This is a genomic window from Sandaracinaceae bacterium, from assembly GCA_016706685.1.
In the GTDB taxonomy this organism is placed as follows: domain Bacteria; phylum Myxococcota_A; class Polyangia; order Polyangiales; family Houyiibacteriaceae; genus JADJJE01.
Genome location: JADJJE010000042.1, coordinates 18,504 through 42,611, shown reverse-complemented (window position 1 = coordinate 42,611; position 24,108 = coordinate 18,504). Strand labels below are relative to the sequence as shown.

21 protein-coding genes and 3 tRNA genes are annotated in these 24,108 nt (G+C 70.1%); 12 read left to right on the top strand and 12 right to left on the bottom strand.

The annotated features are described in order from the left end of the window. The coding region (locus tag IPI43_29565; protein MBK7778211.1) for an enoyl-CoA hydratase/isomerase family protein at positions 1-252 on the bottom strand (252 nt) is incomplete at its 3' end. 81 nt (positions 253-333) lie between these two features. Between IPI43_29565 and IPI43_29560 the strand changes: the two genes are divergently transcribed. Then, entirely contained in the window at positions 334-1,203 is an 870-nt protein-coding gene (locus IPI43_29560) for a hypothetical protein (protein ID MBK7778210.1), read from the top strand. Between the two features lie 24 nt (positions 1,204-1,227). On the opposite strand, the gene IPI43_29555 is transcribed toward IPI43_29560, so the two are convergent. Then, positions 1,228-2,121 carry an alpha/beta fold hydrolase gene (locus IPI43_29555; protein ID MBK7778209.1) on the bottom strand — a complete coding sequence of 298 codons (894 nt, stop codon included), beginning with the start codon at positions 2,119-2,121 and terminating at the stop codon, positions 1,228-1,230. Positions 2,122-2,174: 53 nt separating this feature from the next. On the opposite strand from IPI43_29555, the gene IPI43_29550 reads away from it, so the two are divergent. Beyond that, the gene (locus IPI43_29550) at positions 2,175-2,693 is read left to right on the top strand and encodes a cupin domain-containing protein (GenBank protein ID MBK7778208.1); all 519 of its coding nucleotides are present in this window, start codon (positions 2,175-2,177) and stop codon (positions 2,691-2,693) included. Between the two features lie 28 nt (positions 2,694-2,721). After that, positions 2,722-3,516 (top strand): glutathione S-transferase, encoded by a 795-nt coding sequence (locus tag IPI43_29545; protein ID MBK7778207.1) that lies wholly within the window; start codon positions 2,722-2,724, stop codon positions 3,514-3,516. A gap of 62 nt (positions 3,517-3,578) precedes the next feature. Here IPI43_29545 and IPI43_29540 read toward each other — a convergent pair whose 3' ends face one another. The 3 genes from IPI43_29540 to IPI43_29530 all read right to left on the bottom strand — a co-directional run bounded on the left by IPI43_29540 (position 3,579) and on the right by IPI43_29530 (position 11,053). Next, positions 3,579-3,827 (bottom strand): hypothetical protein, encoded by a 249-nt coding sequence (locus tag IPI43_29540; GenBank protein MBK7778206.1) that lies wholly within the window; start codon positions 3,825-3,827, stop codon positions 3,579-3,581. A gap of 381 nt (positions 3,828-4,208) precedes the next feature. Then, the gene (locus IPI43_29535; protein ID MBK7778205.1) at positions 4,209-7,295 is read right to left on the bottom strand and encodes a protein kinase; all 3,087 of its coding nucleotides are present in this window, start codon (positions 7,293-7,295) and stop codon (positions 4,209-4,211) included. Positions 7,296-7,306: 11 nt separating this feature from the next. Further along, positions 7,307-11,053 carry a protein kinase gene (locus IPI43_29530; GenBank protein ID MBK7778204.1) on the bottom strand — a complete coding sequence of 1,249 codons (3,747 nt, stop codon included), beginning with the start codon at positions 11,051-11,053 and terminating at the stop codon, positions 7,307-7,309. A 171-nt stretch (positions 11,054-11,224) separates the two neighbouring features. Between IPI43_29530 and IPI43_29525 the strand changes: the two genes are divergently transcribed. Then, positions 11,225-12,229 carry a serine/threonine protein kinase gene (locus IPI43_29525; GenBank protein MBK7778203.1) on the top strand — a complete coding sequence of 335 codons (1,005 nt, stop codon included), beginning with the start codon at positions 11,225-11,227 and terminating at the stop codon, positions 12,227-12,229. Between the two features lie 19 nt (positions 12,230-12,248). Here IPI43_29525 and IPI43_29520 read toward each other — a convergent pair. Then, positions 12,249-12,322, bottom strand: a tRNA-Arg gene (locus IPI43_29520). Between the two features lie 41 nt (positions 12,323-12,363). Then, positions 12,364-12,437: transfer RNA gene (locus IPI43_29515), tRNA-Pro, on the bottom strand. A gap of 74 nt (positions 12,438-12,511) precedes the next feature. Between IPI43_29515 and IPI43_29510 the strand changes: the two genes are divergently transcribed. From IPI43_29510 to IPI43_29495, 4 genes are all read left to right on the top strand, one after another. Then, positions 12,512-13,561 (top strand): hypothetical protein, encoded by a 1,050-nt coding sequence (locus tag IPI43_29510; protein ID MBK7778202.1) that lies wholly within the window; start codon positions 12,512-12,514, stop codon positions 13,559-13,561. Between the two features lie 50 nt (positions 13,562-13,611). After that, on the top strand, positions 13,612-13,815 hold the full coding sequence (locus tag IPI43_29505; protein ID MBK7778201.1) for a dodecin domain-containing protein: 204 nt from the start codon (positions 13,612-13,614) through the stop codon (positions 13,813-13,815). A 45-nt stretch (positions 13,816-13,860) separates the two neighbouring features. Continuing rightward, entirely contained in the window at positions 13,861-14,583 is a 723-nt protein-coding gene (locus tag IPI43_29500) for a protein kinase family protein (GenBank protein MBK7778200.1), read from the top strand. A gap of 41 nt (positions 14,584-14,624) precedes the next feature. Continuing rightward, a tRNA-Arg gene (locus tag IPI43_29495) sits at positions 14,625-14,701 on the top strand. Between the two features lie 8 nt (positions 14,702-14,709). On the opposite strand, the gene IPI43_29490 is transcribed toward IPI43_29495, so the two are convergent. Continuing rightward, the gene (locus IPI43_29490; GenBank protein MBK7778199.1) at positions 14,710-15,354 is read right to left on the bottom strand and encodes a ComF family protein; all 645 of its coding nucleotides are present in this window, start codon (positions 15,352-15,354) and stop codon (positions 14,710-14,712) included. Between the two features lie 81 nt (positions 15,355-15,435). Here IPI43_29490 and tyrA point away from each other — a divergent pair, with 81 nt between their 5' ends. Further along, positions 15,436-16,605, top strand: a complete 1,170-nt coding sequence (tyrA, locus tag IPI43_29485; GenBank protein ID MBK7778198.1) for a bifunctional chorismate mutase/prephenate dehydrogenase — start codon at positions 15,436-15,438, stop codon at positions 16,603-16,605. After that, entirely contained in the window at positions 16,602-18,047 is a 1,446-nt protein-coding gene (locus tag IPI43_29480) for a hypothetical protein (protein MBK7778197.1), read from the top strand. Before tyrA ends, IPI43_29480 begins: the two co-directional genes overlap by 4 nt. A 518-nt stretch (positions 18,048-18,565) precedes the next feature. Here IPI43_29480 and IPI43_29475 read toward each other — a convergent pair. Then, on the bottom strand, positions 18,566-19,129 hold the full coding sequence (locus tag IPI43_29475; protein ID MBK7778196.1) for a hypothetical protein: 564 nt from the start codon (positions 19,127-19,129) through the stop codon (positions 18,566-18,568). 33 nt (positions 19,130-19,162) lie between these two features. Then, the gene (locus IPI43_29470; GenBank protein MBK7778195.1) at positions 19,163-20,347 is read right to left on the bottom strand and encodes an aspartate kinase; all 1,185 of its coding nucleotides are present in this window, start codon (positions 20,345-20,347) and stop codon (positions 19,163-19,165) included. Between the two features lie 86 nt (positions 20,348-20,433). Here IPI43_29470 and IPI43_29465 point away from each other — a divergent pair, with 86 nt between their 5' ends. After that, positions 20,434-21,264, top strand: coding sequence for a hypothetical protein (locus tag IPI43_29465; GenBank protein ID MBK7778194.1), 831 nt, complete (start codon positions 20,434-20,436; stop codon positions 21,262-21,264). A gap of 13 nt (positions 21,265-21,277) precedes the next feature. Here IPI43_29465 and IPI43_29460 read toward each other — a convergent pair whose 3' ends face one another. Both IPI43_29460 and IPI43_29455 read right to left on the bottom strand, forming a co-directional pair. Continuing rightward, on the bottom strand, positions 21,278-22,297 hold the full coding sequence (locus IPI43_29460; GenBank protein ID MBK7778193.1) for a hypothetical protein: 1,020 nt from the start codon (positions 22,295-22,297) through the stop codon (positions 21,278-21,280). A 4-nt stretch (positions 22,298-22,301) separates the two neighbouring features. Next, positions 22,302-22,925 (bottom strand): RNA polymerase sigma factor, encoded by a 624-nt coding sequence (locus IPI43_29455; protein MBK7778192.1) that lies wholly within the window; start codon positions 22,923-22,925, stop codon positions 22,302-22,304. A 401-nt stretch (positions 22,926-23,326) separates the two neighbouring features. Between IPI43_29455 and IPI43_29450 the strand changes: the two genes are divergently transcribed. Continuing rightward, positions 23,327-24,013 carry a hypothetical protein gene (locus tag IPI43_29450; GenBank protein ID MBK7778191.1) on the top strand — a complete coding sequence of 229 codons (687 nt, stop codon included), beginning with the start codon at positions 23,327-23,329 and terminating at the stop codon, positions 24,011-24,013. Positions 24,014-24,108 lie beyond the last annotated feature (95 nt).

Below are 24,108 nucleotides of genomic sequence, written 5' to 3'. Positions count from 1 at the left end.
GGGGAACAGCGCGCGGCCTTGCTCGATGGCAGGCCCCACCTCGCCGAGATCGAGGCCCGCCGTGAAGTGTGCGCCCTCGGCGTGGAGCACCGCGCAGCGCAGCGCGGGGTCCTCTTCATACAGCGTGATGGCCTGCCCCAGCTCGTTCAGCATCTGCAGGTCGAACGCGTTGCGCTTGTCGGCGCGGTTCAGCCCGATGAGGAGCACGTGGTCGTTCGGGCGGCTGAGGACGAGGCGTTGGAAGTCGGTCACGGGGCCTTCTCTCGGTGGGGGAGCCCGCGTTGGGCTCGGCAGCTGCGCACTTTACCCTGAACTTGAAGTAGGCTGTGCGTCATGCGTGTGGGTGCATCGCGATGGTTGGTGAGCGCCTGCGCGGCCGGGCTGCTGGGCGCGCCGGGCTGCGTGGCGTCCGAAGGTCCGGGCGAGACCGCCACGTTCGTGATGTCGCGCGTGGACTTCGTGACCGAGCCCGAAGAGGACGGCACGGTGCGCGGCTTCAACCTGGACGACCTCGACCACATGGGGGAGCGTGCCGCCGAGGGCTGCTTCAAGCCCGACTACGAGAGCCCCGAGGGCGAGGCGGGCGTGGACAACCAGCTCTCCAGCCTGGGCGCGGCGCTGGTGGTGTTCGGCGCGGACTCGGTGTCCACCATCGTGCAGAGCATGGTCAACGACGGGGTGCTGTTGCTCATCGCCGAGGTGGGTGACCTGCACAGCTGGGAGAACGACTCGCACGTCACGCTGCGCTTCCGCCTGGGCATGGGCCCGGTGGACGTGGGCACCGACTCGCGCCTGGTGCCTGGGCAGAGCTTCGACCCGCGCCCGGGCTACCAGTTCGAGGCCACGCGAGAGGCCTATGTGCGCGACGGAGTGCTCTACGCCGATGCCGTGTCGGTCACGCTGCCCATCGAGATGCTGGGCGTGGACCTCGACTTCCCCATGCAGGACGGTCGGGCACAGTTCCGGATGGACGAAGGCGAGTACACGCTCACCGGGCGTGTGGGAGGCGCCGTGCCCATCAGCGCGCTCGATGAGCTGGTGGACGACATCTACATTGCCTCCGGCATGGACGAGGGCCTCACCGGGCTGGTGCGCGCGGTGTTGCGCGGCGTGGCGGACTTGTCGCCCCGGCCCGACGGGGGCTGCGACCGCATGAGCGCCGCCATGGACCTGGGCGGCGTGCGCGCGTTCGTGCTGGAGTGAGCCGCGCGGGCGTGCGCGTCTGGCTCAGCGGGTGTGCCGCTTGAGCCACGTGAGCACGGAGGGAACGAACGTGTCGGAGCGCACGGGCAAGTGGCCGCCGCCTTCCATGGTCCAGAGCGCCGCGCCGAGCCCGCGGTCACAGCCCTGCTCGTACTCCAGCACCACGGTCTCGTTGCCGGGCAGCGCGTCATCGAGGTCGAGCGCCTCGCCCTCCTCGGAAGCGTCCAGGTTGCAGCCGGCGGCCTCGGCGAAGCGCTCGACGGCCACGGGGGCGCTGGGGTAGCCGAGGCCATCGTCCGTGGCCCTGCCGTCGTAGAGCACCGTGTCGTCCGCCGTGCCGTGGATCTGCAGCACGCTCACCGGCAGCTCGGGGGTGCACTCGCTCGGGTCCTCGGGCGGCATCCCGTTCAGACTGGCGATGGCGGTGATCACGTCGGGCGCCTCACAGGCCATGCGGTAGCTCATGAAGCCCCCGTTGCTGTGGCCAAAGAGGTACACGCGCTGCGGGTCCACGCGGAAGTTGGCCTGGGCCTCGGCGAGCAACCGACGCAGGTAGGCCACGTCGTCCACGGTCTCGCCGCTGATGCGCGGGTCCGAGTTCCAGAAGGAGGTGCCCGTGCTGTCGCGGGTGCCGTTGGGCACCAGCAAGATGAACTGCTGCGCCGTGGTCTGGTTGCTGAGCCCGAAGTACAGGTTCTGCGCGCCGCCGCCTGCGCCATAGCCGTGCAGCAGAACCACGAGCGGGTACTGCGTGGCCGGGTCGTAGTCGCGCGGCACGTACACCTGCGCGGGGCGCCCCTCGTCCTCGGTCAGCACGTAGCTCGGCGAGTCGGGCAGGGGCGGCAGCGCCTCGTCATCACAGCCCGTGACGAAGGTGGCGAGGGACAGGAGCGCAGCGAGTAGGGCAGGGCGTGACATGCCCGCACGCTACACCATGGCGTCCGAACGCGGCATCACGTATCACCGTGGCCATGAGCCACGATCCTGCTTCCCCGAGCGCGCGCTTCATCCTCACGGCCGAGGCCATCGACGCCATGGAGGGCACCGAGAAGGTGCACTTCCTGAACCCGAACGGCCGGCGCACCAACAAGTCGCTCGGCGACGCCACGGGGCTCAAGGGCTTCGGCATCCACCTCATCGAGGTGCCGGTGGGCGCAGACTCCACCGAGTACCACGTGCACCACCAAGAGGACGAGTGCGTCTACGTGCTCTCGGGGCAGGCGCGCGTGACGCTGGACGAGCAGACCTTCGACCTGGGGGCAGGCGACTTCGTGGGGCTCCCGGCCGGGGGGCCGGCGCATGTGTTCCACAACCCTGGGCCCGACGTGCTGCGGTGTTTGGTGGTGGGCCAGCGGCTAGCGCACGACGTGGGGGACTACCCGCGGCTGGGCAAGCGGCTGTACCGGAACGATGGCGTGTGGAACCTGGTGGACCTGGCGAACGTGATGGACCCGAAGGCGGGGGCGGGGTCGCGGGTGGGCAGCAAGTAGAACTCTCCCAAGTCCTAGGAGCCTCACCATGACCCTCTGCGTCTACCACATCCCCGTCTGCCCCTTCAGCCAGCGCGTCGAGATCCTCCTGGAGCTCAAGGGCCTGCGTGACGCCGTCTCGTTCCGCGTCGTGGACATCACCAAGCCGCGCGACCCCCACGTGCTCGCGCTGAGCGGGGGCACCACGGCGCTCCCGGTGCTGGAGCTCGAAGACGGCCGCAGCCTCAAGGAGAGCCTCGTGCTCATGGCGTACTTCGAGGACCGCTTCACCGCTGTCCCGGTGCGGCGTGAGGACCCCTATGAGCGGGGCATCGAGAACCTGCTTGTGGGGATGGAGCGCGGGCTCGTGAGCGCGGGCTACACGTTGGTCATGAACCAGCTCCCCGAGAAGCGGCAGGCGCTGGTGGACGCCTACCTGGACATCCACGCCCAGCTGGACGCGTTCCTGGTGCGGCATGGCAGCGTGGAAGGGCCCTTCTTGTTCGAGCGCTTCGGGTGGGCCGAGGCCGTCTTCGCTCCGTTCTTCCGCCGCTTTGCATTCGTCGCCTACTATGAAGACGTGGACCTGCCCGACGAGGCTCGCTTCGCCCGCGTGCGTGCCTGGCGCGAGGCCTGCCTCGGTCACCCCGCGGCTCAGCAGGTCACCGACGAGGAGATCATCAAGGTCTACTACGACTACTCGCGCAACGCGGGCAATGGCGCGCTGCCGGAGGGGCGCCGCATGTCCTCGTTCGTGTTCGAGCCCAGCTGGCGCGAGCGCCCCTGGCCGCCCCGCGACAAGTACGGACCAAGCGCTACGGACGAGCAGCTAGGACTGACCTGACTCGCGGAACTGCCGGGACCGAGGGACGCGAGTAGAGGGGCGTTCCGTTCGAGGGAGCGCTCCTAAGGTGCGGGGCTGTGCTCCGCGTCGGACCAGATGGCGGCTGTGGTGCCGCGCCGAGGGGGTGGCTCGCCGATGGGCAGCGTGGACCAGAAGTAGCGGTCGGGGTCCACGAGGCCCGTGTCGGCGATCAACGCCAGGAAGCGCGTGCGATACAGAGCACCCGTCGGGCCGGGGTGCAGTGTGCCAAGGCCCCAGAGTGCGGTCCCCTGGAGGCAGTCCATGCCATGCTCGGCGCCGAACTCGGCCATGGCACGGAGCTTGACTACCGGGTCCCCATGGCCAGCGAGGGCGGCGAGGGCTTCGAGGTGGACCCGGTACCCGAGGTGGGCGGGCATGCTGCAGCGCTTCATGCGCTTCGCGTGGGTGACGACTTCGTCTAGTCGCTTGGTTGCGAGCGCCGTGTTGCACAGGCGCACCAGGACTTCCCCGTAGCCTACAGGGACCAACTGGGTCCATGTCGCATGAGCGAGGCGCAGGGCCTCGTGCGCGATCTCGAGGCCGCCTCCGATTTGCCAAGTAGAGGTGGGCGCCAAGCCTCGCCGTGACGAGTGCCGGCGCTCGCCGGCGTCGGGCGCTTGCAGGCCGCTTCCCAGGCCTGCCTGACCGCACCGCTCGAGCGCCCGCTCGGCTCACCTCGCAGCATGTGATATCGAAACTCGAACATACGAAGCCGAAGTTCCGCAGAAGGGCCAGCTTCCTCCTCGCGCCGCTGAACGTAGAGATTCCTCGGCACGTGGATCGCCTGATGCAGCGAGCGCAGTTGGCTGAACGCCACAGCGTAGTGTCCGAAGGAGCGGTCGAACGCAGGCAAGGGGGTTGTTTCGACGAACTCCTCCAAGAGGCTCGCCGTGGCGCTCGCACGGCGAGAACTCTCGTTCAGCCCCGCCCACAAGGTGTCCATGCCCAGGCTCCAGAACTTCGTCGCAGTCCCCGACGCTGTGGCGACCGAACAGGGCCTCCCGGGCCCGTTCGCGTTCGCTCGCGGAAAGGCTTATTGACGCAAGGCACCCCTCCATTCCAAGTCCGACACGAACGTCGTCTTGGTGCCCGGCATCGAGGGCAGCCCGAAGCCAGCGCGCCTGAATCATTGCTCCGCGCACGGGGTCGAGGGACAGATACGCTATGCTCATCGCACGGAGCGTGCCTAGAAACGCGAGCTGCGGCGCGGGAATCTCGTGGATGGGTCGAGGCCGAAACGAGAACCCGCGCAGGCGCAGTCGGAAACGCTGCCACAGGGACTGCGCTAGCGCGAAATACCGATTGGAGGAGGGTCGCAGCCCGGTCTTCCCTGCGATCTTCTCGAACAGCTCGAGCCCATGGTCGATACGTCCCGCATACAACCACGCCTCCGCCGCTCGTCGCCTCCGTTCGTGACGCTCCGGCCCCGCGGCGAGTTCGGCAGCCTTGTCCCATGTCTCGGCGCAGGCCTCGAAGAGGCTCGCGTCGGCCAACGACTCCGCGTAGCGCGGCATGAGGGCAGCCCGCTGCTCATCAGTCCCCAACTGAACGGCAAGCCCCAGTAGTTCAGACGCGCGCCGCAGCGCAAGCGCGGCACGTGCTTCGTCGGCCGCAACCAGCGCGTGGTGATGGGCCAGCGCTGCCTCTCCTGCCGCAGCAAAGTGGCGCGCGAGCCGGTCGTGCGCTGGCGACTCAGTGCCCTCGAGGGCGAGTGCTAGCGCATGGTGGATGGCCACGCTCCGCGCCTTGGGAAGCGCCTGCGCGATGGACTCGCGCACCCGGTCGTGGACGGCGTCGAGGTGCGTGGCGCTGCCGGAGCGCAGGCTGCGAATCCACAGCTTGGCCCGCAGCGCATCGGTCGAAGCGCGGTCGTCGGGGGACAGTCCCGCCGCGCGCCGCAGCACGCGCTCGTCGGTGGGCTCGCCGCTCACCGCAATCACGTCTAGCAGTCCACGCGCAGCAGGGTCGAGGGCCTCCGCACGCTCCACCACGATGTCGTCGATCGATCGCCCCGCGACGGACGCGCTGAACTCGCCCGCCTCATCCCGCACGAAGCGCGCCAACTCGCAGGCCGCGAAGGGGTTTCCCCGTGCCTCGCGGGCTAGCGCGTTCACGAGCTGTTCATGCGCGCTACCGTCGTGCCCACTGGTGCGCAGCTCCGCGCGCAGCAGCTCTGTGGTGGCGGCATGATCCAGCGGCTCCAGCTCCACGGTCACGCGCACGGCTTCGATCGTCGCCCTCCGGCTGCCGGCTCCGAAGAGCTCTTCGATCACGGGGGTGGTGTCATCCGGGCGCGACCCGAGCAGCAACATCATGGCGGGGGGATGCTGATCCCGCAGCAGCTCCACGAGCGCGCGTGATGTGTCTTCGTCGGCCCACTGCACGTCGTCGATCACCACCAGCAGCGGCGTGCTCTCGCCAATCCGGCGCAACAGCTCACGCAGGCAGGCCAAACCCGCCGAGCGGATGCGCTGCACGGTGCGCTCGGTGGTCGCACGCCGCGCGTAGGCCGACGCGATGGGCGGAATGCGCCGGAGCACCGGGAAGATGGTGGCCAGGTCCCCCAGGTCCGGCGGGAGCAGCTGACCCAGCTGCTCGGCGGACGCCGCCTTGAGGTATCGGCTGAGCGAGTCGATCACGCCATCGAGCCCCTTGAAGGGCACGGTCTCGAACTCGTGGCAGCGGCCGGTGAGCACCAGCGCGCGCTCCCGCGTGTCGGCCTCGCGCGTCACGGCAGCGATCAGCGCAGACTTGCCGATGCCCGAGCGTCCACGCACGAGTGCGATGCAAGCGCTCCCTGCGGCCGTGGAGCGCAGCGCGTCCAACAGGCGCTGCTGCTCACCGGCGCGGCCCACGAGAGCGGGCGCCGCTCGGTTGCTGGTGGCGCTGCTGACCACGCGCCGGTCCGTGCTCACCCGTCCGAGCACGGCGCGAATACTCGCGAGCGACGGCCGCGCCACCGGGTCGCGCGACAGCAGCTTGGCGGCCAGCTCGTCGAGGTCGGCGGGCACGCTTGCCACGAAGTCCTTCGCGCGCGGTGCGTCCTCGCTGACCTTGTCCGCCAAGACCGCGTAGGGCCCTCCGCGAAAGGGCTGCGTGCCCGTCAGCAGCTCGAACAGGATGACCCCGAGCGCGTAGCGGTCCACCGCCGCCGTGAGCTCGGTCTCACCGCGCGCCTGCTCGGGCGCCATGTAGGCCACGGTGCCTGCCACCGCGCCTGCCACGGTCTGCTGCGCCGCAGCGTGCGCGTCCGCCACCAGACCAAAGTCCAGCAGCACCACGCGTCCGCTGTCCTCCACCATGACGTTCGAGGGCTTCAAGTCGCGATGCAGCAGGCCCGCCGCGTGCAGTGCCTCGAGCCCACGGCACAGCCCATCGAGCACCTGCCGGATGTGCTCGAAGCGCTCGGCGTCGGTGTCGTCGTCGCGCACCGTCGCGTCCCCCGCGTCCAGCACGGGCCGCGCGCCACCCGCGGCCCCGAGCTCCCGCCCCGGGATCAGCTCCATGGTGTAGAAGCAGCTGCTGCCCTCGGCGAAGAGGTCGTACAGGCGCACCAGGTTCGGGTGCTCCACCCCCTGAAGCGCCCTGAATTCGCGCTTCAAACGGTACACCGCGTCGCCGTGTGCATCCCGCAGAGTCTTGAGCGCCACGGTCACGCCGCGTTCCTTGTCGAACGCTTCGTAGACCACACCCATGCCGCCCTCTCCCAACGTGCGCACCACACGAAAGCGCTCAGGGATCGTTGGCGGCAGCCCCATGAGTGGAGACGCTACCCCACTCGCTCTGCGGAGAGCAATACGGCGGCACTCTGCGCCGCGTCTGACCAGATGGCCGCGGGGGAGCCGCGCCGGGGTGGTGGGTCTCCGATGGGGAGCAGCGACCAGAAGAAGCGGTCGGGGTCCACCAGCCCCTTGTCGGCGATCAAGGCGAGGAACCGGGCGCGATGTGAGGCGCCTGCGGGGTCCGGGTGGAGAGTGCCGAGGCCCCACAGCGCTGCGCCCTCGATGCTCTCCATGCCGTGCTCGGCCCCGAAGTCGGTCATGGCCCGGAGTTTGGTGTCTGGGTCACCACTGCCAGCCAAGGCGGAGAGGGCCTCGAGATGGAGCCGGTAGCTATCGTGGTGGGGCTCCACGCAGCGCTTGAAGCGCTTCGAATAGACAACGACTTCGTCCAACCGCTTCATGGCCAGTGCTGCGGCGCAAAGTCGTACCAGTGCCTCACCGTGCGCCATGGGGACCAGGTACGACCATGTCTCGTGTACGAGGCCCAGTGCGTCGTAGGCGACTTGCAGCGCCGTCTCTGCATTGGCCAAGTAGAGGGCGATCCATGCCTCGCCTTGACGGGTGCCGAAGCTCGCTGACGTCGGACGTGTGAAGGCAGCTTCCCAGGTCTTCTGACTGCATCGTTCCAGCGCGAGCTCGGGCTCCCCTCGCAGCATGTAGTACCGGAGTTCGAAGACACGCAGCCGAATCTCCGCATAGGGGCCGGCCTCCTCCTCTCGCTGCTGCACATAGAGCCTCATCGATTCATGGACGACCGGGCTCAGCGAATGCAACTGACACAACCCCACCGAGTAGTGTCCGTAGGAGCGGTCGGTCGCCGACAGTGGCTCCGATTCGACTGCCTCCGCGAGTGGTCGCACAGCGGTGCGAGACTGATGGCAACTCTCGTTCATGCCCGCCCACATGGCGTCGATGCATAGGTTCCAGTAGTGGGTGGTCGCTTCACTCGAGGCGCTGGAAGTTTGGAGGAGGGCCTCTTTCACGACGTCCCGACGTCTCCTCGATGAGGTCACGGCCGCAAGGCATCCCTCCATTCCCAGCGCCAAGCGCGTGTCGTCGGCGTGCCCGGCATCGAGCGCCATCCGGAGCCATCGAGCGTGAATGGCTGCGCCCCGTAGCGAATCAAGTGCCATGTACCCGATCGTCAATGCGCGGAGCGTGCGCAAGAGCTCGAGCTGGCGCGCAGGGATCTCGTGGATCGGCCGGGGCCGCGAGGCCAGCCCGCGGAGCCGCAAACGAAAGCGCTGCCATATCGAGCGTGCCAACGCGGCATACCGGTTCGTGGAAGGTCGCAGCCCCGTCTCTCCAGCGAACTTCTCGAGCAGCTCCAGCCCCCGGTCGATACGCCCCGCATACAACCATGCCTCCGCGGCCCGTCGCCTCCGTTCGCGGTGCTCGGGCCCCGTGGCCAGCTCGCTCGCTTTGTCCCACGCCTCCGCACACCGCTCGAAAAGGCTCGCATCGGCCAGTGACTCCGCATAGCGCGGCATCAAGGAAGCCCGCTGCTCCTCAGTGCCCAGCTCCACGGCCAGCCCCAGCAGCTCGGACGCACGCCGCAGCGCGAGCGCCCCGCGCGCTTCATCAGCCGCAACCAGCGCGTGATGATGAGCAAGCGCCGACTCTCCCGCGGCCGCGAAGTGGCGCGCGAGCCGATCATGGGGAGGCGTCTCGGTGCCCTCGAGCGCCAGCGCCAGCGCGTGATGAATCGCCGCGCTGCGCGCCTTGGGCAGCGCCTCCGCGATGGACTCCCGCACTCGGTCATGCACGGCGTCGAGGTGTGTGGCCCTGCCGGAGCGCAGGCTGCGGATCCACAGCTTGGCGCGCAGCGCATCGGTCGAAGCGCGGTCATCGGGCGACAGCCCCGCCGCCCGCCGCAGCACGCGCTCGTCGGTGGGCTCGCCGCTCACCGCGATGACGTCCAGCAGCCCACGCGCCGCCGGGTCCAGCGCCTGGGCGCGCTCCACCACGATGTCGTCAATGGACCGCCCCGCCACCGATGCGCTGAAGTCGCCCTCCTCGTCGCGCACGAAGCGCGCTAGCTCGCAGGCCGCGAAGGGGTTGCCCTGGGCCTCGACCGCCAGTGCATTCACCAGCTGATCGTGAGCGCTGCCGTCGTGCCCCACCGTGCGGAGCTCCGCGCGCAGCAGCTGCGTGGTGGCGGCATGATTCAGCGGCTCGAGCTCCACGGTCACGCGCTCGGCGTCAATCGTGGCGCGCCGGCCGCCCGCCCCAAAGAGCTCGTCGATGACAGGCGTGCTTCGGTCTGGGCGCGACCCCAGCAGCAGCATCATCGCCGGTGGATGCTGGTCGCGCAGCAGCTCCACCAGCGCGCGTGACGTGTCCTCGTCGGCCCACTGCACGTCGTCGATGACGACCAGCAGCGGTGTGCTCTCGGCGATGCGCCGCAGCAGCTCGCGCAGGCAGGTCAGCCCCGCCGAGCGGATGCGCTGCACGGTGCGCTCGGCCGTGGACCGCCGCGCAAAGGCTGACGCGATGGGCGGGATGCGCCGCAGCACCGGGAAGATGGTGGCCAGGTCTCCCAGATCCGGTGGCAGCAGGCGGCCGACCTCTTCGGGCGACGCGGCCTTGAGGTACCGGCTGAGCGAGTCGATCACACCGTCGAGCCCCTTGAACGGGACCGTCTCGAACTCGTGGCAGCGCCCCGTGAGCACCAGCGCCCGCTCGCGCCCCTCGGCCTCGCGCGCCACCGCCGCGATCAGCGCAGACTTCCCGATGCCCGAGCGACCACGCACCAGGGCGATGCAAGCGCCCGCTGCGGCGGTGGAGCGCAGAGCGTCCAACAGGCGCTGCTGCTCCTCGGTGCGGCCCACCAGCGTGTGCACGGGCCGGTTGCTGTTGCCGCTGCTGGGAAGGCGGCGGTCCGTGGTCACCCGGCCGAGCACCGCGCGGATGTTCGCGAGCGACGGCCGCGCCACGGGGTCGCGCGAGAGCAGCTGGGCCGCCAGCTCGTCCAAGTCGGCCGGCACGTCGGCCACGAAGTCCCTCGCGCGCGGCGCGTCCTGGCTCACCTTGTCTGCCAAGACCACATAGGGCCCACCGCGAAAGGGCTGCGTGCCCGTCAGCAGCTCGAACAAGATGACCCCCAGCGCGTAGCGGTCCACCGCCGCCGTCAGCTCGACCTCACCGCGCGCTTGCTCCGGGGCCATGTACGCCACGGTGCCAGCCACCGCGCCGGTCACCGTGTGTTGCACCGCCGCGTGCGCATCGGCCACCAGCCCGAAGTCCAGCAACACCACGCGCCCGCTGTCTTCCACCATGACGTTCGAGGGCTTCAAGTCGCGGTGCAGCAGGCCCGCCGCGTGCAGCGCCTCGAGCCCGCGGCACAGGCCGTCCAGCACCAGTCGGATCTGCTCGAAGCGCTCACGGTCGTCCTCGCCATCTTGCAGCGTGGCCTCCGCGGGGCCCAGCGCCGCGCGCGCGCCCCCCGCGGCGCCCAGCTCGCGGCCGGGGATCAGCTCCATGGTGTAGAAGCACGTGTTCCCCTCCGCGAAGAGGTCGTACAGGCGCACCAAGTTCGGGTGCTCCACCCCCTGGAGCGCTCTGAATTCACGCTTCAGCCGGTACACCGCGTCGCCCTGCGCGTCGCGAATGGTCTTGAGCGCCACGGTCATGCCGCGTTCCTTGTCGAACGCTTCGTAGACCACGCCCATGCCGCCCTCACCCAAGGTGCGCACCACAAGAAAGCGCTCAGGGATCGTCGGCAGCAGCCCCATGCGCGAGAACGCTACCCCACGGTCTCCGCGCAGGGCAATCCGGTTTTCGTGGGGAAGGCGCCACGATATCCTCGCGCTGCCGGGCGAAACCGGTGCACCATGGGCGCCAGCGTGACTCAGTTGCAACGCTTCGTTCGCTGTCGACACTGTCAGCTGCCGCACCTCGCGTCAGTGGCCCGGTGCCCATTCTCGGGCGAGGCCGTGGACCCTCAGACGCGCCTCCCGGACAACGTGGAGTGGCGCCCGTCGCGCGAAGAACTCACGGGCACGCTCCTGGATGACCGCTACCTGGTCGGGCAACGGATAGGCGAGGGGGCCATGGGCTCGGTCTACCGCTCGGAGCACATTCGGCTGGGCACCACCGTGGCGGTCAAGGTGCTGCATGGCCGCTTCGAGAGCGGCAGCGCGGCCGAAAAGCGCTTCCTCCGCGAGGGGCAATCGGCCGGGCGCGTCGAGCACCCCAACGTGGTGCGCGTGTTCGACGTGGGCAGGCTCCCCGATGGCGCCCCGTACATCGTCATGGAGCACCTCGAGGGCGTGGAGCTCAGCGCGCAGATCACGCCGGGCGGGCTCTCCATCCAGCGGGTCCTCACGCTGGCCGAGCAGCTGCTGCAGGGCCTGGCCTGCGCGCACTCGCACCGCGTCATCCATCGCGACATCAAGCCCGACAACATCTTCCTGGCGCGCTCCGGCGGGGAGGAGGTGCTCAAGATCCTCGACTTCAGCATCGCCAAGGACCAGTCGGCCGACACCATGACGCGCGACGGGGACGTGTTGGGCACGCCCCAATACCTCGCGCCCGAGCAGGCCAGTGGGCGTCCGGTGGACGGGCGCGTGGACCTCTGGGCGGCCGGGGTGGTCATCTACGAGCTGCTCACGGGGAAGGTGCCGTTCCACGGCCAGAACCTGCCCAACCTCATCCTGGCGATCTTGAAGAACCCTGCCAAGCCGCCATCCCAGATCGTGGCGGGGCTGACCCCCGCGGTGGACGCCTTCTTCGAGAAGGCCCTGGCCAAAGACGCGGCCGACCGCTTTCAGGACGCCGGCACCATGTGGACCGCGCTCCGCACGGCCCTCGCGCCCCTGCTGCTCGGCCCCGCACCGCAGGGGGACTTGCCGTCGGTGACCGTCATGGAGTCCATCGAGCTGTACGACACGCTCATCGACGAGACCTGAAAACAGCGCGTTCTCGTTGCGGGCCCAGGTGGGATCGAACCACCGACCATCGGCTTAGAAGGCCGCCGCTCTATCCGACTGAGCTATGGGCCCGAGCGCCGCGCGCCTTTTGGGGGCGGGCGGCACCGGAGGGGTCGGGGCGGCGGGATTCGAACCCACGACTTCTAGCTCCCAAAGCTAGCGCACTACCAGGCTGTGCTACACCCCGAAGGACGCGGGACCATAGCGGAGGCCGGGGGTGTGCTCAACCACTTCGCGACGGTTTCGTGGCAAGGTGCGCCCATGAGCCGGCGTCACCTGTTCTCCATGTTCGCCTCGCGCGTGTCATGCGGCCCCTCTCGCCTGTCACCTGCGCCCCTCTGGCTGGCACTCGCGCTGCCCCTCGCGTCTTGTGGCGACGCGCCGAATGACCCAGTGCACCCCATGGACAGCGTGCTGCGGCTCAACCACCTGCAGTGCGAGGGCACCCACAACAGCTACCACGTGGAGCCCGAAGCGGCCGGCCCGTCGTGGAGCTACACGCACGCGCCCCTGGACGAGCAGTTCGAGGAGCAGGGCGTCCGCAAGGTGGAGATCGACGTGCACTGGGACCCCGAGACCAGCTCGTTCGACGTGTACCACTTGCCGCGCTTCGACGACGTCTCCACGTGCCCCACCTTCGTGGCCTGCCTGACCACCGTGCGGGACTGGTCGCGGCGGAACCCCGGGCACCACCCCATCTTCATCCAGATCGAGCCGAAGACCCTGCCGGCCCTCGAGACGGGTAACCGGCCGGCGGCTCTCGATGCCCTGGACGAAGAGATCCTGAGCGTGTTCGAGGCCAGCGAGGTGATCACCCCGGACGAAGTGCAGGGCACGCAGGCCACGCTGGACCAGGCCGTCACCGGCACCGGCTGGCCCACGCTGGCGCAGACCCGCGGCCGCATCTTGTTCTTCCTGGACTGCGATCGCGACGACTGTGTGGCTTACGCGAATGACGGCGCGGGCCTCGGGGGGCGCGTGATCTTCGCGGACTCCGAGGCGGGAGACCCCTGGTCAGCCGTGCGGGTGGTCAACTCCCCGGGCGCCGAGGCGCGGGCCGCGGTCGAGGCCGGCTACCTGGTGCGCGTGTTCTCGGACGGCATCTCCGACCTGCTGGCGGATGGCAGCAACCAGCTGGAGGCGGCCCTGGCCTCGGGGGCACACATGATCAGCACCGACGTCCCGGTGCCCCGCGACGACATGGCCTACTTCGTGGAAATGCCCGGGGGAACGCCCTCGCGCTGCAACCCGGTCACCGCTCCGGTCAGCTGCACGTCGTTGGATATTGAGGACCCGGCGAGACTCCGGTAGGGTCAGCACTCGCTTTCAGCGGGGAGGAACGCCCCCACCAGGAGAACCGCATGTCCGTCGCCCGTGTTACCGAGATCATCGCGTCGTCCGACGTCAGCTTCGACGACGCCGTGCAGCAGGGCGTGGCCCGTGCGGTCAAGACGCTCAAGAACGTCCGCAGCGCCTGGGTGCAGGACCAGAAGGTCCACGTCGAGAACGGCAAGATCGCCTCGTACCGCGTCAACCTCAAGGTGACGTTCGTGCTCGAGGACTGATCCCGGTCCCACTCGCCGCCCCCCCCAGGAACCGGAACCACCCGCATGCCGCCACGCCGAGGATTCGAGCTCAACACCGGGAGCGTGTTCGGGGAACGCTACAAGGTGGTGAAGAAGCTGGGCGCCGGCAGCGAGGGTGAGGTCTACCAGATCGCGGAGCGCTCCACCGGCGTGCACCGCGCGGCCAAGCTGTTCTTCCTGCCGCCCACCGAGGCCGGCAAGCAGGTGGTGTGGAGCGCGCGCAAGCTGGACAAGCTGCAGCACTGCCCCATCGTCCTGCACTACCACCACACCATGCGCGTGGACGTGCGCGGCCAGAGCGTGCTCTGCCTCATCTCGGACTTGTTCGATGGGGTGCAGCTCGAGTCGTTCATCCAGCAGCAGCCCGGGCGCCGCCTGCACCCGTTCATGGCCCTCAACCTGCTGCACGACATCGCGCGCGGGCTCGAGAAGATCCACGCCGTGGGCGAGTACCACGGCGACGTGCACTCGCAGAACATCCTGGTGCAGCAGACGGGCATCTACATGAACCTGCGCCTGCTGGACTTCTACGACCGCGGCCGCCCCAGCAAGCGCTTGCGGCGGCTGGACGTGTTGGACGCCGTGCGCATCCTCTACCAGTGCATCGGCGGCCGAAAGCACTACAGCAAAGCGGGCGACCACATCCGCTACATCTGCTGCGGCATGCAGGCCTCGCTCATCGCGCGGCGCTTCCCCAACGTCAGCACGCTGCGCAACCACCTCGAGTCGTTCGACTGGGTCGACTGACGGGTGCAGTCCCTCTCTGCGCGTGGTAAGACCGCGCCCTCGCCTTCGTAGCTCAGCAGGATAGAGCAGCGGCTTCCTAAGCCGAAGGTCGCACGTTCGAATCGTGCCGGGGGCGCCACTCAGTCACTACGTCCGTCCCGCCAGGCTCAGCATGATCACGGTCCCGGCGCCGGCTTCCAGCAGCGCCGCGCTCGCGGCATCCAGCGTGGCCCCCGTAGTGCGCACGTCGTCGAACAGCAGCACGCGCTCGCCTCGCAGCGGCACGGACGTGAACGCGCCCATCACGTTGCGGCTGCGCGCGTCGGCGTCCAGCTGGGCCTGTGGCGGCGTGTCCCGCGTGCGGGCCAGCACGTTGCGCCGCAGCGGCACCCCCAGCGCCTTCGCCAGCGGTTGCACCAGCAGCGCCGACTGGTCGAAGCCGCGCGCGATGCGCCGCTTGGGGTGCAGCGGCACGCTCACCACCATGTCCACCTGGCCCACCATGCTGGCGTAGGCGCGGTCCATCAGCGGAGTCAGCCCGCGGAGCGTGTCCATGCGCCCGTCGTACTTCAGCCGCTTGATGGCGTCGGCCAGCGGCCCGCCGTAGCTGTAGAGCGCCTCCGCGCCGGGGAACAGCTCGAGCGCGGGCCAGCACGCGTCGCAGAAGGCGCGGGTGTGCGGGTCGGGCGGCTGCTCGGCGTCGTCATCGCGATCCACCGGCACGTCGCAGCCCGGGCAGCGCAGGGGGGCAATGAGGTCCAGCAGGCCTCGGAGGACGGAGAGGGCATCCATGCCCCGCTTGTCGGTCGCCGCCGCCGTGCCTTGCCCATGGCGATCAGGATCGCGGGGGATTATGGTCCGCTTCGGCGCGCCATGTCGAACCACCCTCCCGAGTCCCGAGACCGCCCCCTCTCTGTCTTGCGCGAGACGCTGGACACGCTGGACCGCGACGTGTTGAAGCTGCTGGCTCAGCGCATGGGCGTGGTCGCCGAGATCGCCGCGCACAAGCGCCAGAACGCGGTGCGCATCCGGGACCTGGCGCGGGAGCGGGCCATCCTGACCGACCGCAAGGCGCAGGCCGAAGCGCTGGGCCTGCCGCCGTCGGTCATCGAGTCCATCTGGCGCCTGCTCATGCTGGCCAGCCGGGACCACCAGGCCAGCCTGCGCGCCGAGGTGCCGCTGCAGGTGGAGGCCAAGACCATCGCCATCTTGGGCGGGCAGGGCGGCATGGGGCGCGTGCTGCACCGCATGTTCGCGGACCTGGGCCACACCGTGCTCATCAGCGACCTGGGCACGCCGCTCTCGGCGGTAGACGCCGCCAAGCAGGCCGACGTGGTCATCGTGAGCGTGCCCATCCAGGCCACCGAGGAGGTCATCCGCGCGGTGGGTCCGCACGTGCGCAAGGACGGCCTCTTGATGGACGTCACCTCCATCAAGCAGCTGCCGCTGGATGTCATGCTGGCGTCCACCGAGGCCAGCGTGATCGGCACGCACCCCATGTTCGGGCCGGGCGTGCACACCTTCCAGGGCCAGCGCGTGGTGGTGTGCCGCGGGCGCGGCGACGCCTGGTGGGACTGGCTCACGCAGACGCTGCGGGCGCGCGGGTTCACCGTGTCCGAGGCCACCGCCCAGCACCACGACAAGATGATGTCCGTGGTGCAGGTGCTCAACCACTACCAGACGCAGGTGCTGGGCCTGGCGCTCAGCCGGCTGGGCATTCCGCTCGAGGACTCGCTCGCGTTCACGTCGCCCGCGTACCTGCTCGAGACCTACGTGGCGGCCCGCCACTTCGCGCAGTCGCCGGCGCTCTACGGAGCCATCGAGATGCTCAACCCCAGCACGGCGGCGGTGACCAGCGCGTTCCAGGACAGCGCGCGCGAGATCGCGGAGATCCTGCAGCAGCGCGACCAGGCGCGCTTCGACGCCGTGTTCGACGAGGTGCGCAGCTTCTTCGGAGAGTTCACCGAAGAGGCCCAGGAGCAGAGCAGCTTCTTGATCGACCGGCTCATCGAGCTCACGGCAGGGCGCTCCGCCGAGTCATGACCTCGCGCGACTGTTCGTTCCGGCTGGCGGTGGACGGATGGGCGCTCGCCACACGCTTGGACGCCGGTCCCATGGTGGCGCGCGCGCGGGCTTCCAACGCGCTGCGCACCGAGTCGTCGTTCTTCGTGGGGCCGGATGACGAGCTGGTGGGCGGCGAGGCGCGCGTGCGCTTGGTGCAGGGGGCGCCCCGCGCGGCGTTCACCACGGCCGCAGGCGCGTTCATTCACGAGGGCACCGCAGACAGTCCGCCCGTGGCGCTGGGTGCAGCCCGCCACGTGAGCCTGGCCGCCGAGGGCAGGGCAGCCCGCGTGGTGGTGGCGGACCCTGCTGGGCTCGCGTGGTGCGACTGGCCAGCCGATGTCCCGGATGCCGCCGACGCCGACGCGCCACCCACCGCGCTCTTGCTCACGCGCACGCCCGTGGCCCGCGCCGACGTGCGCGTGGTGGAGGCCGCGCTGTCGGGTGGGCGCATGCTGGTGCTCTACGCGCTTCCGGACCCGGTGCTGGGCGTGCTCTACGTGGGCCCCGACGACGTGCGCGACGTTCGCCTGCGCCTGCCTGCCCCGGTGGCGCACCTCGATGTGGAGTGGGTGGGCGAGCAGGTGGGCGTGGCGCTGCTGCTGGACAACGGGCAGAGCATGGCGTGTGTGCTGGACGCCCGCGGGACCACACGGGTGAAGCCCTACCTGGTGCTGGGCGCTCGGCGAGACGGCGTGAGCCCGCGGGTGCTGTGGTCCGAGCGTGGCTTCAAGGTGGCCGCGCCGTGCAGCGCCGACGGGAGCGTGCGGTTGCTCTCCATGGGCACCACGGACGACCCCGAGCTGGTGGTGGAGGGGGTGCAGGGCCCCATGGACGCCGTGTACTTCGCGCAGCGCTACTACTTCGCCAGCGTCACCGAGGGCACGCGTGACGGCGCGCCGGAGGCCACGCTCCAGCTGCGCTCGGTGGCCCGGGACGGGGGCGCTTCGCAGACCCTCGAGTGTCCGCTGCTGCCGGCAGACGGCTCGGCCCGCCTGCGCCAGCGCGCGCTGCTGGCCCGGCTGCGGGCGCTCGAGTCCGAGCTGCGCGGCGTGGGCTATCGCTCGTCGGGCAAGGACGGCGCTGCGGTGCGCCGCGAGGACTGCCAGCTGTGGCTGCAGGGCACCACCGCCGTTGCGCTGAGCGCGCGCGCCGAGCAAGCCCACGACGTGTTGGTGGTGCGCTGGGGGCGCTCGGACCCCGACGCCGAGCCACCCTCGTTCCCGCGGCTGCGGCGTTGGTTCGGTGTGGAGCGCGACCCCACTCCCCAGGAGGAGCAGCAGCTCGAGACCCTGCGCGCGGCAGTGCCCCACGCGGCGGCGCGCGTGCTCACCACCGACGACAGCTGCGCGCTCGAGCTGGACCTCGCCGAGTTCCCGAGCGTGCCTCAGCTGGCGGGGGTGCTGCGCGGGCTGTCCGGCTAGAGCGGTGCGTCTCGGTCACTGGGAGCGACCCTTCCTCGTTGTCGTTGTCGTTGTCGGCTATCGACTCGCCGCAAGTGCAATGGCGACCAAGGGACGGTTCGGAGGGTTTGGGTGGGCTTCGGCTGTCGATGAATACATCCTGTTTCAGCCTGGGCACCCCCGGCTGAAGCCGGGGGCAGCAAACAGGCCCCGGCGACCTGAAAGTCCGCCCGGGGCGGACTAGCTGGAAGCAGGTTGCACCGTCCTACCAAGGTTGCCCGGACACCCCGGAGCCTCGGGCCCTGGGTCCGGGTACCTCGGTAGGACACACCCCGCTTCAGCCAGTCGCCGCGCCGACGCGGGACTTTCAAGACAACCAGGGTAGTTTGCTGCCCTCGGCTTCAGCCGGGGGTGCCCCAATTCGCCTTCCCAGAAGCCGATTCGGCTTGCCGGTCACCACCCAGGACGTGTGACGAGTCGCCGTCGCCGACAACGCCCACGCCGACGATCACGACCACGTGGACACAGCCCAAGCCTGCTCAAGGCAAGGTCAGGTTGAACTCGCCGCGCATGGGGAAGGGCGTGGTGCCACGGGTGGCCGTCCACGAGTACGTCGCAGAGACCCGGTCGCCCGCGCTCAGGCTGGAGGTCAGCACCGTGACTGTCCCCTCGCCCCCGCTGAGCGTGGTGCCGTCGTCCAGCTCGGCGCGCAGCTCGGCGCGTGGGCAGCCGTCGGCGCGGATGGGCAGCTCGCCCTGGCCGCGCAGATGGAGCGTGAGCTGCACCTTGCGCACCAGGCCACCCGAGCCGCGGGCCTCGGCGCGCACCACGCGTGTGCTGGGGCAGGGGCTGGTGGGCGCGGCGTCCAGCGAGGTGCGGCGCGACGAGAACAGCAGGAACCCGGTGCCATCGAGGCCGGACTGGCCGTCGATGGACGCGAAGCGGATGCGCAGGCCCTGGCGTGTGGTGCCGGTCGTCACGCTGCTCCCGTCCGTGGTGCGCGCCTGCGCCTCCGAGCGGCCGCCGAGGGTGCTGCCCGCCACGAGGGCCAGCGCCAGCAGGAGGAGGGAGCGGGGAGCGAGGGCAGCGGTGCAGCGGCGCATGGTCCGCTCAGACTACCGATCTGCGCGCGGCATTCAATCGTCGTGCTCGGACGCCAGCACCACCCCCGCGTGCAGCGCGCGCACCGCGTCATCCAAGACCGCTGCGGCCACCAGGGCCGAGACCCGCTCCGCGCGGGTGTCCACGGCCACGTCCAGCGCCTCGATGCCGGCGTCGGCCAGCGTTGCTCGCAGGGCTGCGCGCTGCATCTCGGCCGAGCCGCCCACCAGGCTCACGCGGCCCACGCCCTCTTCCACCGTGATGCCCGGCTCGGCCGTGAGCGCGGCCAGCGTGCGGCCCCAGTCCGGCGCGTGCGCCGTGGCCAAGCGCAGCTCGGTCACCGTGTCGCCGCGCGTCTCCTCGAAGGGCGTGAGGCCCAGCGAGCGTGTGGCCTGCAGCGCGATGCGTCGCTCGCGGTCGCTGCCGGTCACCCACACGCGGGCCACGCCCGGCTGTCCCACCACGGCGAACGCGCGCGGGTGCGTCAGCGCGTGTGGCGAGATCACGGTCTCGCGCCCGGCCGCGAAGGTGGCGCGGCAGTGCACCGGGATCTCCTTGCTGCGCGCGAATTCCACGGCGGGCGCGTGCAGCACCTTGGCGCCCGCGTCGCTCATCGACTGCATCTCCAGGTAGCTCAGCTCGGGCAGGTGCTGCGCTTCGGGCACCACGCGCGGGTCCGCCGAGTAGACGCCGTCCACGTCGGAGTAGATCTCGGCGCGCTCGGCGCCCAGCGCGGCCGCCATGGCGAGCGCGGTGGTGTCGCTCCCGCCGCGCCCCAGCGTGGTGACCTCGCGCTTGTAGCTCATGCCCTGGTAGCCCGCGACGATGACCACCCGCCCGCGGGCCAGCTCGTCCAGCACGCGCACCGGGCGCACCTCCAGGATCTTCGCGTCGAAGTGCCAGTCGTTCGTCAGGATGCCGCTCTGGCTGCCGGTGAACGAGATCGCGTCGCAGCCCCGCCGTTGCAGCGCCATCGACAACAGCGTCATGGACACGCGCTCGCCGGTGGACAGCAGCAGGTCCAGCTCGCGGCGCGGCGGGTTCGGGTCGATGCGGCGCGCCAGCGCCAGCAGCTCGTCGGTGGTCTTCCCCATGGCGGACACCACCACCACCACGCCGTAGCCCTCGTCGCGCGCGGCGCAGATGCGGTCCGCCACCAAGCCGATCTTCTCGACGTCGGCCACCGAGCTCCCGCCGTACTTCTGGACGATCACGCTCATCTCATGGGTGTACGCCCCCCGCCGGACCCCCGCCAAAGTTTCGGCAGGAAGCGGACGTGGCCCACGCGGGCCGATAGACTCATGGCGTGAGCCCGCTCCCGCACGACGAAGACCCCGAGGCGCTGGCCGAGCGCATCCTCGCCCGCTTCGAGAAAGAGGGCCTCGCGCTCATCTCGCTGCGCCCCGAGATCAAGGCCGAGGTCGCCCTCGAGGCGCGCCCCGCGATCCACGCGCTGCTGTTCGGGCTGGGCACCGACCGCGCGGGAGATGCCTCGTCGCTCGAGCATCACGAGAGCCTGGCCATGGTCACGCTGCTGGGTCGCGCGCTGGCGCTGCTGGGTGCCACGCCCACCCCGGTGCTGCGCATCGTGCCGGCCCTGCTGGCGGCGTTCCGCGCCGAGGGAGCCCAGCCCACCGCGGCCTTCGAAGACGCGCTCCAGGCGGTGTGCCTCGAGGGCTACGTGCGCGGCCGCGAAGAAGCCATCGAGAAGCGGGTCCGGCGCACGCACGAGCAGTCGGTGGCGCCCTTCACGCTGGTCGAAGGGGTGGTGGTGCTGCGGCTCGTGGGCGACCTCTCCGCCGACGCCATCGTCACCATCATCGAAGAGCTGGGCCGCGCCATGTTTCGCCAGGAAGCGCGAGCCTGCATCGTGGACCTCAACCCGCTGGCCGCGCCCACCCCGCGGCGCGCGCGCGCGGTGCTCACCGCCGAAGAGCTGGCGCGCACGCTGGGGGTGCGCTGCATCTACAGTGGGCTCGACGCCCGCTGGTTGGCCGAGCTGGGCGACGTGGACGTCACGGAGCTCACGCTGGTGCCCACCTTCGCCGAGGCCACCACGCTGGCGCTGGCCGCTGCGGGCTCTCGGGTGGCGCGCGCTAGCCGCATTCCGTCCGCGCTGCGCGGGCTGCTGCGCTGAAGAGGCCGCGGCCTCAGTACGGCGAGTCCGTGTAGCCGCTGGGCTGGAAGCTGGGCTCCCGGTCCACCTGGCTGCGGCTGGGGGCCGGTGTGCGCGACGGCCTTCGGCTGTGTGGCGGCGCACCCAGCAGGTCCAGCTCGGCCTGCGCGGACTCGCGGGTGGCCGGGTCCTGCACCGCCAGCTCCAGCAGCTCCCGCGCGCGCGGCTCGTTGTCGAGCTCTCGGTAGCAGGCCCCCGCCTCCACCATGGCCAGGTGGGTCTGGTTGTAGGCCGGGCTGCGCCGGAACAGCTGCTCGTAGCGCCGCGTGGCCGACTCGCAGTCGCCGTGGCGCCGGTAGCTGCGCGCCAAGTGATGCGTGGCTGTGGGCCAGGCGGCGTCGCTCACGTCGGGCGCCGACACCACCGCGTTCAGCTCGTCGATGGCCGCCACGTAGTCGCTGCGTCCGAAGGCCTGCAGCCCGCGCTCGAGCCTCGCGTCCGTGGACGGAATGGTGGGTGCGCTTCCAGGCGCCTGCGCGGCCACCTCGGCGCTGGGCACGACCACGGGGGGAGGCACGCCCTCGCCCGACTCTTCGAGCGGGTCTAGCGCGGTGGCACCCGGGGCCGCCGTGGCTGGGGCGCCGCTGCCCGCCCGGCTGATCTCCACGCGGCGCGGCACGTACCAAGCGCCGAAGACCACGGCCAGCACCATGACGGTGCCCATCACGAACTGAGGGCGCACCACGAACACACGGGCTCGGCCCCAGAAGCCGGCCATCGGGAGCGGCAGCATGGACGCCGAGAAGGTGGTCGCCGCAGGGTCGTCCCCGCAGTGCTCGCGCGCGGCCTTCATGACCGCCTTGGTGACCGCCTCGGGCGGCTCCTCCACGGCGAGCTGCGCCGCGAACGCAAGCCCCACGCGCAGCTTTCGGTCCACCACCTGGCACAGCTCGCAGTCGGCCAGGTGGTCCACCACGGCGCGCAGCTCCACGCCCTCGAGCTCGCCGCTCACGTGCTCCACCAGTCGTTCTTGGCAGCGTTCGCACTCGCTCATGGGGTCACCTCAAGTCCTCGAGGTGACCCTCGAACTCGGCCAGCGCCTGCTGCAGCCGCTCGAGCGCGTAGCGCATGCGGCTCTTCACGGTGTTCACGGGCACGCCCACCACGTCGGCGATGTCCTGGAAGGGCAGGCCGTGCAGCTGCCGCATCAGGAACACCTCGCGCTGCTCGCTGGGCAGCAGCTCCACCGCAGCAGCCACGCGCCGCTGGATCTCGGCCGAGTCGATCGCCCGCTCGCCCCCGAGATCGGTCCCGGACACGCGGTCGACCATGGCGGGGCCAGCCCCCTCGCCGCCATCGCTCGAGCCCACCGGCGCATCCAGCGAGCGGTGCCGCCGGTGCTGCATCCGCCGGGAGTGATCCACCGAGAGGTTGCGCGCGATGGTGAAGATCCACGTGGAGAACTTGGCGCCGCCGTGGAACTTGTCTGCCCGCTGGATGACCCGCAGGAAGACCTCCTGCAGCAGGTCGGCCGCCGCCTGGGGGTCCCGCACGGAGCGCAGCAGCAGGTTGTAGATGGGCGAGCGATAGCGGGCCACGAGGACTCCGAAGGCATCGGCGTCGCCCACCAGGAACGCCGCCAGGAGCTGCTCGTCGCTACTCATGGGCGCGCGCGACGTCATGGTGAACACCCGTGAGACAGGTCCGGCTTCGAGGAGTAAGGCCACCATGACTGGGGATAGGACGACGAGTGGCCCTCCGAAGGGGGCAGGGTGGGCTGCCACGGGGGGGAGTACGGAAGGGTGGGGGGAGAGAGACGCACGGAGGCGATGAAGGTTCTGGAGGAAGGAGGATGGTAACCGACGAACGATGCGTGCTACAGTTCCCTACAAATCGATCGGTGGGTCGACGGCGCGGGCACGTGCTTGCCGTCGTTGACCTCAGAAATGCCGGTTGCTATAAGCCCGAAACGTAGTTCTGGGGGGAATACCCCGCCCCACGCCTCTAAATGAGGGGACTCATGACCATGCGCGGATCTCGTGCCCTAAATGTTGTCGCAGCGTTCCTCCTGACGCTCGCTCCCGTGACCCAGACCCTGGCGCAGCCCGCCAGTGGGGAGCCCGCGGCCACGCCCACGCCTGCCGCGTCGCCGGCAACGGATGATTCCGGTGATGACGTCGCCGTCGCCACCACGTCGGCAGAGGACCGTCCCATGGATGCGGGGGCCTACGCCGTCCGTCTCCGGGACCTGGAGCAGCGCATCAACGAGCTCAAGGAGCAGATCTTCCGCTCCAAGACGCGCCTCTCGCTGCTGGCCGAGACCGTGCTCGGGGTGGTCGTCGCGGGCTCGCAGGTGGTCATCACCCACGAGAACCAGATGTCCTCCAGCTACCGCATGGTGAAGGCCGTGTACGCCCTCGATGGCGCGCCGGTGTTCAACCGCGCCGACGAAGAGGGGTCGCTCGCCTCGCAGGAAGAGTTCTCGGTCTACGATGGCAACATCGTCCCCGGCGAGCACAGCCTCAGCGTCAACCTCGAGTACCGCGGCCACGGCTACGGCATCTTCTCGTACCTCAAGGGCTACCGCTTCAAGGTCCGCTCCAGCTACTCCTTCACGGCCCCCGAGGGCCGCATGGTGGCGCTCCGCGTCATCGCCTACGAGAAGGGCGGGCCCACGGCTCCCCTCGAAGAGCGCCCTGCGATTCGCTATCTCGAGCGCGTCCAGGACCGGGCGGCCGCTCGTGCTGCGGCGGAAGAGGCGGCTGAATGATGTCGAAGGGGACGACGTTGTCGACGTCGTCCTCGGCCCTCGCGACAGGTCCCGCGCGACATCAGCGTAAACGCGGGTATGTGTCACGGGGGGCG